This window comes from Kroppenstedtia guangzhouensis (genome assembly GCF_014637345.1).
Lineage (GTDB): Bacteria > Bacillota > Bacilli > Thermoactinomycetales > DSM-45169 > Kroppenstedtia > Kroppenstedtia guangzhouensis.
Window position 1 is genome coordinate 398,613 of the sequence record NZ_BMEX01000001.1, and the last position, 12,070, is coordinate 410,682.

At 52.1% G+C, this 12,070-nt stretch carries 12 protein-coding genes; 11 read left to right on the forward strand and 1 reads right to left on the reverse strand.

Annotation, left to right across the window (positions count from 1 at the left end; genetic code table 11):
• The first annotated feature begins 56 nt into the window (after positions 1–56).
• From IEV46_RS02055 to IEV46_RS02095, 9 genes are all read left to right on the forward strand, one after another.
• Complete coding sequence (locus tag IEV46_RS02055) at positions 57–1,316, forward strand: M16 family metallopeptidase (RefSeq protein WP_188429276.1); 1,260 nt, start codon at positions 57–59, stop codon at positions 1,314–1,316.
• On the forward strand, positions 1,306–1,752 hold the full coding sequence (gene dut, locus IEV46_RS02060; RefSeq protein WP_188429278.1) for a dUTP diphosphatase: 447 nt from the start codon (positions 1,306–1,308) through the stop codon (positions 1,750–1,752). The genes IEV46_RS02055 and dut overlap by 11 nt, the downstream gene beginning before the upstream one ends.
• Positions 1,753–2,141: 389 nt before the next feature.
• Positions 2,142–2,384, forward strand: coding sequence for a YlmC/YmxH family sporulation protein (locus tag IEV46_RS02065; protein ID WP_188429280.1), 243 nt, complete (start codon positions 2,142–2,144; stop codon positions 2,382–2,384).
• Between the two features lie 177 nt (positions 2,385–2,561).
• Positions 2,562–3,452: a dipicolinate synthase subunit DpsA gene (gene dpsA, locus IEV46_RS02070; protein WP_188429297.1), complete on the forward strand. Its 891-nt coding sequence runs from the start codon at positions 2,562–2,564 to the stop codon at positions 3,450–3,452.
• A gap of 7 nt (positions 3,453–3,459) precedes the next feature.
• The gene (locus tag IEV46_RS02075; protein ID WP_188429303.1) at positions 3,460–4,062 is read left to right on the forward strand and encodes a dipicolinate synthase subunit B; all 603 of its coding nucleotides are present in this window, start codon (positions 3,460–3,462) and stop codon (positions 4,060–4,062) included.
• A 102-nt stretch (positions 4,063–4,164) separates the two neighbouring features.
• On the forward strand, positions 4,165–5,190 hold the full coding sequence (locus IEV46_RS02080) for an aspartate-semialdehyde dehydrogenase (RefSeq protein ID WP_188429311.1): 1,026 nt from the start codon (positions 4,165–4,167) through the stop codon (positions 5,188–5,190).
• Between the two features lie 24 nt (positions 5,191–5,214).
• On the forward strand, positions 5,215–6,447 hold the full coding sequence (gene dapG / locus IEV46_RS02085; RefSeq protein ID WP_188429313.1) for an aspartate kinase: 1,233 nt from the start codon (positions 5,215–5,217) through the stop codon (positions 6,445–6,447).
• 53 nt (positions 6,448–6,500) lie between these two features.
• The gene (gene dapA, locus IEV46_RS02090; RefSeq protein WP_229735830.1) at positions 6,501–7,394 is read left to right on the forward strand and encodes a 4-hydroxy-tetrahydrodipicolinate synthase; all 894 of its coding nucleotides are present in this window, start codon (positions 6,501–6,503) and stop codon (positions 7,392–7,394) included.
• Positions 7,395–7,640: 246 nt separating this feature from the next.
• Entirely contained in the window at positions 7,641–9,320 is a 1,680-nt protein-coding gene (locus tag IEV46_RS02095; protein ID WP_188429317.1) for a ribonuclease J, read from the forward strand.
• Between the two features lie 55 nt (positions 9,321–9,375).
• Here IEV46_RS02095 and IEV46_RS02100 read toward each other — a convergent pair whose 3' ends face one another.
• Complete coding sequence (locus IEV46_RS02100; RefSeq protein WP_188429319.1) at positions 9,376–10,800, reverse strand: UDP-N-acetylmuramoyl-tripeptide--D-alanyl-D-alanine ligase; 1,425 nt, start codon at positions 10,798–10,800, stop codon at positions 9,376–9,378.
• A 221-nt stretch (positions 10,801–11,021) separates the two neighbouring features.
• Here IEV46_RS02100 and IEV46_RS02105 point away from each other — a divergent pair, with 221 nt between their 5' ends.
• Complete coding sequence (locus IEV46_RS02105) at positions 11,022–11,795, forward strand: ClpP family protease (protein WP_229735832.1); 774 nt, start codon at positions 11,022–11,024, stop codon at positions 11,793–11,795.
• Complete coding sequence (locus IEV46_RS02110) at positions 11,792–12,007, forward strand: YlzJ-like family protein (RefSeq protein WP_188429321.1); 216 nt, start codon at positions 11,792–11,794, stop codon at positions 12,005–12,007. The genes IEV46_RS02105 and IEV46_RS02110 overlap by 4 nt, the downstream gene beginning before the upstream one ends.
• The last annotated feature ends 63 nt before the right edge of the window (positions 12,008–12,070 follow it).

A 12,070-nucleotide genomic window follows, 5' to 3' on the forward strand; every position in this document is an offset into this window, starting at 1 on the left:
TAGTGGGAATGGTTTTTTTAAGGTGGGATATTGGGATAGGGGGGAACGCATAAAAAGTGATTCAGAGATATCAGCTTCCCAATGGGGTCCGGGTGGTGGCGGAATCGATTCCGCATGTCCGGTCGGTAGCTTTCGGACTGTGGATCGGAGCCGGATCCCGTTGGGAGACAGAGGAGAACAACGGGATTTCTCATTTTTTGGAGCACATGCTTTTCAAAGGAACCAAGAAGCGGACCGCCCGTCAACTGGCGGAAACCTTTGATGAAATCGGCGGGCAGGTGAACGCCTTCACATCGAAGGAGATGACCTGTTATTACGCCAAAGTGTTGGATGAGCATCTGGAAATCGCGATCGATGTGTTGGCGGATATGTTTTTTGAATCCCTGTTTGATCCGGAGGAGATAGAAAAAGAGCAAAAAGTGGTGGAAGAAGAGATTCGGATGGTGGAAGACACACCGGACGATGTGGTTCACGACTATCTCTCCGCAGCTGCCATGGAAAATCATTCTCTCGGATATGGGGTCCTCGGAAATGTGGAAAATGTTCAGGGTTTTAACCGTTCTCTCTTACTGGAGTACAAGGGGAAGCATTACCGTCCCGATCAGTTGGTGATTGCACTTGCGGGAAATTTGCCGGAACATTATCAGGAATGGATCGCAGAACGCTTTGGTGGATTCCAAGTGGAGGGAAAAGCTGGTTCAATGAGTGGTGTCCCGTTGTTCACCGCTGGAAGTTCCATCCGCCGCAAAGCGACAGAGCAGTCCCATTTTTGTATCGGGCTTGCCGGTGTTTCTGTTGGGGATCCTCAAATTTATTCGTTTAATTTGTTGAACAACTTACTAGGTGGAAACATGAGCTCCCGTCTTTTTCAGGAAGTGCGGGAAGAACGGGGGTTGGCCTACTCGGTCTTCTCTTACCACAGTGCCTACAGTGATACAGGTTTATTCACGGTTTACGCCGGAACGGCGCCCGGTCAGGAAAATGAAGTGATCGAAATTCTCCTTCGTATTTTAAAAGAGTTGCGGGAAGATGGCGTGACTGAAGAGGAACTGCGAAAAGGAAAAGAACAGTTGAAGGGAAGCATAATGATGAGCCTGGAGAGCACCAACAACCGGATGAGCCGCCTTGGAAAAAACGAGCTCCTTCTGGGTCGTCACAAATCCCTCGATGAAGTGGTGGCAGCAGTGGAAAGTCTGACTTGCCAGGATCTTCTGAAAGCGGCACAGAGGGTTTTTTCCCAGCCGATGGCCTTCTCCATCATTTCGCCGGAGGGTGCCCTTCCCACGGCTTTCAGGAGGGACGCTCTTGTACTTTGAGGTGGGAATCAAAAAGCTGCCCGGAAATGAAGATTTGTCTTTGCCTGAGCGGATGTCGGAAGGGGCGAGCGGTTTCGACCTGTCTGCGGCGCTCAGGGATGAACTCCGGTTGGAACCCGGAGAGTGGGGGTTGGTCCCCACGGGGATCGCCTTGGAGATGCCGACCGGGATGGAAGCACAAGTCCGCCCCCGCAGTGGCTTGGCTTTGAAACACGGGGTCACGCTGTTGAATTCTCCGGGAACCATCGATGCGGATTACCGGGGGGAGATTTCCGTCATTCTCCATAACCTGGGCAAAAAGCCCTTTGTGGTCCGGCGCGGGGAGAGAATCGCTCAGCTGGTGTTCCAGCAGGTTCTTTCGGTTCGACTGATGGAAAAGGAAAAGCTGAGCTCCACCGATCGCGGGTCCGGTGGATTTGGCCACACGGGCAAGTGACAAGAGAAAAGGATAGGGTGGCTCAAGAGGAGATCGATTGGATCAAGCTGCCTGTTTCAAGCGGCCTCCCTTCCGTATGGAATGGGGCGGAAATACTCATTCAGGGTGTTTATTCACTGGAAAACAGGCGTTGGAAAATGAATGCTGGTTTGCTACAACAAAATCCTCTCGTTAAGAGAGGGTTTTATCATTATCTATTTCATGTGGTATAAACCCTTTCCGTGAACAGCTCGATAAAGGACATGGGGGCCGCAGTGAAGGATGGAAGCGTCTTTTCTGCGAGAGCTATGCTTGCAGAGATTTCCTCTTGAAAGAGAAACGTTTGTTACTGATGGGAGGTTGTCATAAGTCCTGTCCCTGATCGATAGACTGCAGCAGGGGGGATCCAGATGCGTTTCAGTGAATTTGCGGAAAAGGAATTGATTGATGTGGCGGGCGGGGAACGGATCGGGTCTGTGGGCCAGGCGGATCTGGTGATCGATTCCCGAACCGGGGAAATCCGTTCTCTGCTGTTGCCTGTGGGGACTTCCTGGTTTGGGAAAAAGCAGGGGACACGAAAGATCGCATGGGGTCACATCCGGAAGATCGGCCCCGAGATGGTGATTGTAGAAGGGGGAGAGCGTTCCTATTAAACTGATCCCGTTTTTGGACCCGGGCGAACTCTGCGCCCGGTTTTTTCGTATGAACAGGCTGAAGTTCCGGTAACCGTGGCTGCTCTCCTCTCATATGATGCAAAAGCGGAGACTTCTCAGTGAGGGTGTCCCCGTTTTCAAGGGGTGCTCCCCCGGGAAAGGGGTTTTACAGGGGAGATGTTGACCGGGAAACATATCGCATTCATCGGTGGCGATGCCAGGCAACTGGAAGTGATCAAAAGTTGCATCGAAGGGAATGCGAAAGTCAGCCTGATCGGATTCGACAATCTGCAAAGCCCATTCAGCGGTGCTGTCAACCGCGAGCTGAGCACCCAGTTCGCCAAATCGGTGGATATGATGATCTTGCCCATCGTGGGCACCGATGATCATGGGCTGGTGGATAGTATTTTCACCCAGCGGCGAATCGTTTTGACAGAAGAGCATATATCCGCATTGCCGGACCACGCTATTGTGTTCGCAGGAATGGCGAAACCTTATCTGAAAAGCCTTTGTGAGAAGTATTCCGTACGTCTGGTGGAATTGTTGACGCGGGATGATGTAGCCATTTATAATTCGATTCCCACTGTGGAGGGGGCTTTGATGTTGGCGATCCAAAACACCAACATCACCATCCACGGTTCCACCTGTGCCGTTTTAGGGCTGGGAAGAGTGGGGATGACTCTTTGCCGGACGTTGCATGCTCTCGGGGCCCGGGTGAAGGTGGGGGTCCGGAGCCCGGATCATGTGGCCCGGGCGGAGGAGATGGGACTCTCCCCTTTTCTGATGAAGGATCTTCCAAGCCAAGTGGGGGACTTGGACCTTCTGTTCAACACAGTACCCGCCCCGGTGGTGACGGGGAAGGTGTTGAACCGGATGTCCTATGCTTGTGTGATTATCGACTTGGCTTCTAAGCCGGGGGGAACCGATTTTACCTTTGCGGAAAAACGGGGGATCAAAGCGATGCTGGCTCCCAGCCTGCCTGGAATTGTCGCATCTAAGACGGCGGGCAGGATTTTGGCTCGGACCATCACCCGCCTGATGGAGGAAGAATTGGGTGAGGAAGGGTGATACAAGAATGAATCTCCAAGGAAAAACGATCGGATTTGGAATGACTGGTTCCCATTGCACTTATGATGAAGTGCTGCCTCAAATGAAGCGCTTGGTTGATCTGGGGGCACGGGTGATCCCGATTCTTTCACATACAGTTCAAACAGTGGACAGCAAATTCGGCGAAGCACGGGAATGGCTGGACAAAATTCGTGGGATCACTGATGAAAAGATGATCACCACAGTTCCGGAGGCGGAACCGATCGGTCCCAAAAAGTTGCTCGATTGCATGTTGATCGCTCCCTGCACAGGAAACAGCATGGCCCGGTTGGCCAATGCCTTAACGGACGGTCCGGTTCTGATGGGGGCCAAAGCCCAGATGAGAAACCGGCGTCCCGTGGTTCTTGCCATTTCCACTAATGATGCCCTGGGACTCAATGCAGCCAATCTGGCTCGTTTGTTGCCGGCAAAATACATCTATTTCGTCCCCTTCGGCCAGGATGCCCCTGAACAGAAACCGAACTCCCTGGTAGCCCGAATGGAATGGATTCCGGAGACAATTGAAGCGGCTTTGACGGGGAAGCAAATCCAACCATTGATAGTTGAAAAATACCGGGATTTAACCTCATAATAGATAGGGATTGATAGTTTGCGAAAGATATGCGTCGGCCTGATCTCATCACCGGAGAGATCCCACGCATCTGGCTGAGGAAAATGAGGGGGATTATATTTTATGCCGTCAAAGGAAGTAACTGTGGCTGTTCTGGGAGCGACAGGTGCTGTCGGAGAGCAGATCTTGAGAAACCTGGAGAGACGTTCCTTTCCTGTGAAAGAGCTCCGCTTGCTTGCATCCAGTCGATCCGCCGGCAAAAAGGTCCGTTTCAAGGGAGAGGAAGTGGAGGTGCAACTGGCATCTCCTGAGGCCTTCAAAGGAGTGGATATCGCTCTTTTTAGCGCGGGCGGAGGTGTGAGTGAAGCTTTTGCTCCCGAAGCTGTGAAACGGGGAGCCATTGTAGTCGACAACACCAATGCATTCCGAATGGATCCGAAGGTTCCCCTGATCGTGCCGGAAGTGAACGCGACTGAAATTGACAATCATCAAGGAATTATAGCCAACCCCAACTGTTCGACGATTCAGATGGTCGTGGCTTTGAAGCCCCTTTATGATCGGTTTGGTTTGGACCGGGTGATTGTGTCCACCTACCAGGCAGTCTCGGGATCCGGGGCGGCCGCAATGGAGGAATTGAGAGAGCAGTCCCGGTCTGTGCTGGACGGTAAGGAAGCGGTGAAAGAAATTATGCCTGTGGGCAAACTGCCCCGGCACTATCAAATCGCTTTCAACGCCATTCCGCAATGCGACGTGGCCGAGGAGAACGGTTTCACCCTGGAAGAGATGAAGATGGTCCGGGAAACAATGAAGATTTTCGGCGACGAGTCCATCGGAGTGACGGCCACTTGTGTCCGCGTTCCGGTCTCCCGGGGTCACAGTGAATCCGTCTACGTCGAGTTGAAGCGGGATTTCCAACTGGAGGAAGTGCGCGAGGCATTTCAACAGGCCGAGGGAATCATTCTGCAGGACGATCTTCATCATCAAGTTTATCCGATGCCTTTGGAGGCAACCGGACGGGATGAAGTTTTTGTCGGTCGGGTTCGGAAAGACACAGTCCATCCAAGGGGTCTCAATTTTTGGGTGGTGGCCGACAACCTTCTGAAAGGTGCAGCAACCAACGCCGTTCAAATCGCAGAACATCTGGTTTGATCCAAACGAAGAAGGGATTGTCTCATGAGAATCCGTGTACAAAAATTCGGAGGTACTTCCGTGGCTACCCCGGAACGCCGGAGCCGGGTGATCCATCATATCCGGAAAGCTCTGGATGAGGATTACAGGGTGGTCGTGGTGGTCTCGGCGATGGGACGCAAGGGGGATCCCTATGCCACGGATACATTTTTGGATCTGGTTTCAGAGAACGGTGATCCTTTGTCACCCCGTGAACAGGATTTATTGCTTTCCTGCGGAGAGATTATCTCCGCGTCAACCTTGTCCGGCATTTTAAACCGGGAAGGGATTCCCAACACCGTATTGACCGGTGGCCAAGCGGGAATTATCACCAATAATCAATACAACAACGCTCAAATCCTCACGGTGAATCCGACCCGGGTCCGACATGAACTGGAACAGGGTCGGGTGGTGGTTCTGGCCGGTTTTCAGGGAAAAACCACAGACGGGGAGATCACCACACTGGGTCGGGGTGGGAGCGACACGACAGCTACAGCCTTGGGCGTTGCCCTGCAGGCGGATACCGTGGATATTTTCACCGATGTGGAAGGCATTATGACAGCTGATCCCCGGATTGTGGAAGATGCTGCTCCTTTGGATACAGTCACCTACTCTGAAATTTGCAACCTCGCCTTCCAGGGTGCCAAGGTGATTCACCCCCGGGCCGTGGAGCTGGCCATGCAGACCAATGTTCCCATCCGGGTGCGCTCCACCATGAGTGATCATCCTGGAACGTTGGTAACCAGTACCCATCTTCGGGATCAACCGGGCAGAGAGTTTCACGATCGTCTCATAACCGGGATCACACATGTGCCCCAAGTGACTCAGGTGAAGGTGCCTGCCAAGGAGGGGCAGTACGATCTTCAGTTAAAAGTGTTCAAGGCGATGGCTGAGAACGGGATCAGTGTGGACTTTATCAATATTAATCCCAGCGGAGTGGCCTATACGGTCTATGATCGGGTGGCGGACCGGGCAGAGGAGATTTTGTTCTCTCTGGAGCTGGAACCGGAACTGGTGCGTCACTGTGCCAAGATTTCAGTGGTGGGTGCGGGGATTGCCGGTGTGCCGGGGGTGATGTCCCGGATCGCCGAAGCTTTGACGCAAGAGGATATCCAAATCCTCCAATCGGCCGACTCCCACGCCACGATTTGGGTGCTGGTTCCGGGAGAGGACATGGTTCAGGCGGTCCGCTCTCTGCATCAGAAATTTGAGCTTCATAATGTTCATATGAGCTCATAATCAAGGTCACGTATACACAGAATTACATTATGATCAGATCGGGATTTAGGGGGATGGACACCGTGGAATTTGGCAGACTTCTGACTGCTATGATCACTCCCATGACGAACAGCGGGACCATTGATTGGCCGAGTGTCGATTCTGTTCTGGAACACTTGATCGGTGCCGGCACTGATTCCATTGTCGTTGCAGGGACGACAGGGGAATCACCCACGCTGACTCACGGGGAGAAGCTGGAGCTGATCCGGTATGTGGTCCAAAAAGCGGACGGGCGTGTAAGAGTGATTGCAGGTTCCGGCAGCAACGATACCGCTTCCTCGGCTCAATTGACCCAAGAAGCGGAAGAAGCGGGTGCGGACGGCGTGATGCTGGTGGTTCCTTACTATAACAAACCGACGCAGGAGGGGTTGTACCAACATTTCAAAACGGTGGCCCAATCCACCTCGCTCCCGGTCATGTTATATAACATTCCTGGTCGGAGTGCGGTCAATATGAGTGTGGATACCATGGTCCGCCTGACCCATGATGTGGATAACATCACCTCGATCAAGGAGTCCAGCGGTGATTTGGTTCAGGTGATGGAACTGGTGGAGCGGAAGCGGGAGGATGTTGCTGTATACAGCGGGATGGATGAGTTGACGGTTCCGTATCTCTCCGCAGGAGGAGCCGGAGTTGTGAGTGTGGCCAGCCACGTGGTTGGTGAAGAGATGAAGGAGATGGTGGATTCCTTTCTCCGTGGGAACGTGGATCGGGCAGGTCAAATACAGCGCCGTCTCGTCCCCTTGATCCAAGCGCTCTTCATGACTTCCAGCCCGGCACCGTTGAAGTATGCCCTGTCGTTGATGAAGATCTGCGGCGATTCAGTCCGCCTGCCGCTCGTTTCGCTCAAGCCGTCAGAAAAAGACCACATGCATTCGCTTCTCCGACGGATGAACAAACTGTTTTAACATTCAACAGCCGGATCCCCTGGATCCGGCTGTTTTTTTGTAACAGATAAACCCAGGTGTGATAAGGGCCTGTCCGATGTGAGGCGAGGCTTTTGGTGAATTGTATGTTCGGAAGATTTCGTTGCTGGCTCATTTCCGGAAGCTTTCTTGAAAGCTTCTTTATAGATCGTGTATAATACACCTAAGTGACTTGGTGCGGTTTTTTTGGGTGAACTACAATTGAATACATTACAGGAGGAAACTTTCTTGACGAAAAACAACTCACGAAGCAAACTATCTGTTTTTGCTCTCGGTGGGTTGGACGAAATCGGGAAAAACATGTATGTGATCCGGTACGGGGACGACATCGTGGTGATCGATTCCGGGTTGATGTTTCCGGAAGAAGAGATGCTGGGGATCGATGTGGTGATACCGGATATCACATATCTGTTGGAGAATCGCGACAAAGTGCGCGGTATACTCCTGACGCACGGGCATGAGGACCATATCGGCGGCCTTCCTTATATTCTGAGAGAATTGAACGTACCGGTATACGGAACCAAGCTGACCATGGGCTTGGTGGAACACAAACTCCGTGAAGCCCATCTGCTGAACAAGACCAAACGGGTGATTATCAATAACCGATCGGAAGTGAAGCTGGGGTCGATCCAGGCGACTTTCTTCAAGGTGAACCACAGCATTCCCGACGCTGTCGGGATTTGTTTGGAAACACCGGAGGGCAGGGTGGTTCACACTGGCGACTTCAAGTTTGATATGACCCCTGTCAATGGTCAAGCCGCCGATATGCATCAGATGGCTGAAATTGGAAAAAAGGGTGTTCTATGCCTTCTTTCCGACAGCACCAATGCGGAACGGCCGGGCTTCACAGGTTCGGAGTGGACTGTCGGTGAGGCTTTGGAAGAGGTGTTCCGGAAAGCAAAACAACGGGTGATTGTAGCCACTTTCGCTTCCAATATTCACCGGATCCAACAAGTGGTGGATGCGTCGGATCTGTACCAGCGAAAGCTGGCGGTTGTGGGGCGGAGCATGGTCAATGTGGTCAATATCGGAATGGAATTGGGCTATTTGCGTGTTCCCCCCGACCTTCTGATTGACACTGACGATATTAATCGCCTTCCTGCCCACAAAGTGACGGTCATGTCCACAGGAAGCCAGGGAGAACCCATGTCCGCCTTGACGCGGATGGCCCATGGCTCTCACAGAAAAATTGAAATCCTCCCTGGCGATACGGTGGTGTTGGCTGCCACTCCCATCCCGGGAAATGAAAAAACGGTGGCCCGTACTGTGGATCAACTCTTTCGGGTCGGGGCCAATGTGGTATACAGCACCACCTCCCAGCATGGTGTCCACGTGTCCGGCCACGGCTCCCAGGAAGATTTGAAACTCATGCTGAATCTGATCAAACCGAAATATTTTATCCCGATTCATGGTGAGCACCGGATGCAGCGTGCTCACGCCCAACTTGCCGAAACTGTCGGAGTCCGTCCGGAACATATCTTCATCTGTGAAAACGGAGATGTTGTCGAATTCTCGGGCGGAAAAGCGCGTTATGGAGTCAAGGTTCAGACGGGCAATGTCTTGATTGACGGACTAGGTGTCGGAGACGTGGGGAATATTGTTCTTCGCGATCGTAAGTTGCTGTCTCAGGACGGCATCCTCGTAGTTGTAGTCACCCTGAGCAAAAACAATGGAAAAATCCTGTCCGGACCCGATATCATTTCACGTGGCTTCGTCTATGTGCGCGAATCAGAAAAACTGCTGGATGAAGCCAACCGCATTGTCACTCAAACGATGGAAAAATGTGCAAACGAACGGGTCAGCGAGTGGGCTTCGCTCAAGACGAGCATCAGGGATGCCCTCAGTCGTTTTCTTTACGACAAGACCCGGCGACGTCCAATGATCCTTCCGATTATCATGGAAGTGTGAACTTTCATCTGCAGGAAAGCTGCCGTCCCTGTTTGCGGGGATGGCGGCTTTTTAATTATTTAGCACGAATTTTGTTCACTGTTTTTTCAAGGGCGGTGTTTCGTGAAGCCTTGAAATACAATACGGAACCTTTAGGAACATTTTTACGGAGATAATTTGCCACTTTTGCCGGTTGATTGGGCAAGGAGTGGATCTTCCCTTTGTATCCGGCTAAAGAAGCTCCCTTTGCGATTTCTATTGCTTGGGGTCCGACGGTGATTAGGGCCGAGGGATTTAATCTGGCCACAAATTTGCCCACCTTCCTGTGACTCTCGAGGGACAGTTTCCCCAATGAATGCATATCCCCCAAAACTGCAACACTGTGTTTTTTTTCTGCAACCCGCATCAGAACCTTTAGCCCTGCAATCATCGCAGAAGGATTCGCATTGTAACAATCGTTGATCAACAACCAATTTTTGATTCCTTTGATTCTTTGGAGTCGCATCCGTGGCGCCGGGAAAGATCGCAACCCTTTTTGGATCCATGGAGTGGGCACATTCAGTTGCCTGGCGACGGCTATGGCGGCAAGAGCATTGTATACGTTATGTCGTCCCCAAATTGGAATTTGATAGGGAACTTTTCCGATGTAAAAGGACATCCCGTTTTTCGTGTATTTTACCCGGGTCGCCCGGATGGTTGCCGGATTTTTGATTCCCAAGGTGATCACCTTTCCACGGAATCCTCGGGTACTGAGACGTTTGCTGCCGGGATCATCTGCATTCAGTATGAGTGTTCCCCCTCGCGTCAGTCCGTTGATCAGCTCCTGTTTGGCACGTGCCACATTGGCCAACGAGTGGCCCAACTTCCCGACGTGAGCCTCGCCTACATTGGTGACAATTCCAAGGGAAGGTTTGGCGACACCACACTGCTTACGGATATTTCCGAAACCGGCCATTCCCATCTCCAAAACTACCACTTGATGATCGGGGTGCAGTTGGATCAGATTTTGGGGCATGAGGGAATATAAGTTGTTATTGGCGACGGATTTTAGCACTTTGTACTTGGTACTCAGGATCGACGCAGTCATTTCCTTGGTGGTTGTTTTGCCCGCACTGCCGGTAATTCCGATAAAGACGGCCCGGGATTGGGCTCTTAGCCAATGGACCAGCTTCCAAAGGGCCTTTTTTGAATCGGACACTTCAATGACCGCATGGGAAGACGGAATCTTTCTGCTCCAACCCGCAGGGCAGATAACGCCGGCGCTCCTTTTTCTCTGAAGTGACGCTAATTGTTTTTCCGCATTTTTTCGGGGATTGAAGAACAAGACAACCCTTTCTTTCAAATGCCGGGTCTTGCCATAAGTGGCCTGCTTGACAGGTGTTCGGGGGCTTCCTCGCAACAGTCGTCCCCCGATCAATGAGGCTAACCGGCCCAACCGCATGGGATACACTTCTTTCACCTCAATACTCAGTCGGTCGGGATCAGGTTTCTCTCGAGCCAAAGACGCCCCATGTGAAACCCAATCCTCCCTGTGACGTATTTTTTTACAACGCTTTTAGGGGTCCCATCATAGACTATGATTTTTGAACTGTGATGGTTTGAGACAAACGATGGTTTTGGACTTTGATTCCAGCTGCAGTGAACGGATCAGGTTGGACGGGGATCGAAATCTTCGGGTATGTGTTTTCTTGTTTCCTCCCATACTACGGGTGGAAAAGGGGGATGAGTATGAACAACAAATCCGATGTAAATCCCGCAGTGCAACCATCGCAGCCGGGTCCCCAAAAGCCCCGGGAGCAGGACCCGGAGCCCAAAGGGGAGGGAAAGAAAGGGATCGTCGATGCGATTCAGCAGTTGGGCCAGTCCAACGTTCCACAATTGGAGTCCAATATCCATTGCCTTTCTATCATCGGACAAGTGGAAGGTCACTTGGTCATGCCAGCGCAAAACAAGACCACGAAATATGAACACGTGATCCCTCAGATTGTGGCGGCGGAGCAGAACCGGAATATCGAAGGTGTGATTATCATCCTGAACACCGTCGGGGGGGATGTGGAGGCGGGGTTGGCTCTCGCTGAAATGATCGCTTCCATGAGTAAACCGACAGTCTCTCTCGTATTGGGGGGCGGACACAGCATCGGTGTTCCCATCGCCGTTTCCGCGGATACCTCCTTCATAGCGGAAACAGCGACGATGACGGTCCATCCTGTCCGTCTGACCGGGATGGTGGTAGGGGTTCCACAAACCTTTGAGTACATGGAAAAAATGCAGGATCGGGTGATCCGGTTTGTTTCCGACCATTCGAAGATCACCGAAGAGCAATTCCGGGAATTGATGTTCCGAACCGGTGAACTGGCCCGGGACATCGGGACCAATGTAATTGGTGCCGATGCGGTGAAGCACGGGCTGATAGACCGTGTCGGCGGATTGGCTGAAGCATTGGAGGAACTGAATCACAGGATCGAGTTGAACCGCCAAGGTGGTATGGTCCAGTGATCTATTACTCTGTGATTCCCGCTGAAGTCGCTTTGCAGGATCCCGCTCAACCGGAACCGAAAATCCGGGAAGTCCTCGTCGAAGGAGTATCTATGATGGTAGAGGTGGATGGCGCGGGGGAAGGACGGATTCTCCGACTGTTGTCCACGGATCCTGCACATTACCTGGATCCCCGTTATCAACCGGGATCCAGGGTCAGTCTGAAGTCTTGAACCATCTTTTGCCCTCCGGTGGACTACTGGAGGGTCTTACCATGTTATAATGAGAACAGGCAT

Coding starts and splice junctions, on each gene's coding strand:
- IEV46_RS02065 (WP_188429280.1), top strand. CDS start 2,142: ATGCGTTTCAGTGAATTTGCGGAAAAGGAATTGATTGATGTGGCGGGC.
- dpsA (WP_188429297.1), top strand. CDS start 2,562: ATGTTGACCGGGAAACATATCGCATTCATCGGTGGCGATGCCAGGCAA.
- IEV46_RS02075 (WP_188429303.1), top strand. CDS start 3,460: ATGAATCTCCAAGGAAAAACGATCGGATTTGGAATGACTGGTTCCCAT.
- IEV46_RS02080 (WP_188429311.1), top strand. CDS start 4,165: ATGCCGTCAAAGGAAGTAACTGTGGCTGTTCTGGGAGCGACAGGTGCT.
- dapG (WP_188429313.1), top strand. CDS start 5,215: ATGAGAATCCGTGTACAAAAATTCGGAGGTACTTCCGTGGCTACCCCG.
- dapA (WP_229735830.1), top strand. CDS start 6,501: ATGGACACCGTGGAATTTGGCAGACTTCTGACTGCTATGATCACTCCC.
- IEV46_RS02105 (WP_229735832.1), top strand. CDS start 11,022: ATGAGTATGAACAACAAATCCGATGTAAATCCCGCAGTGCAACCATCG.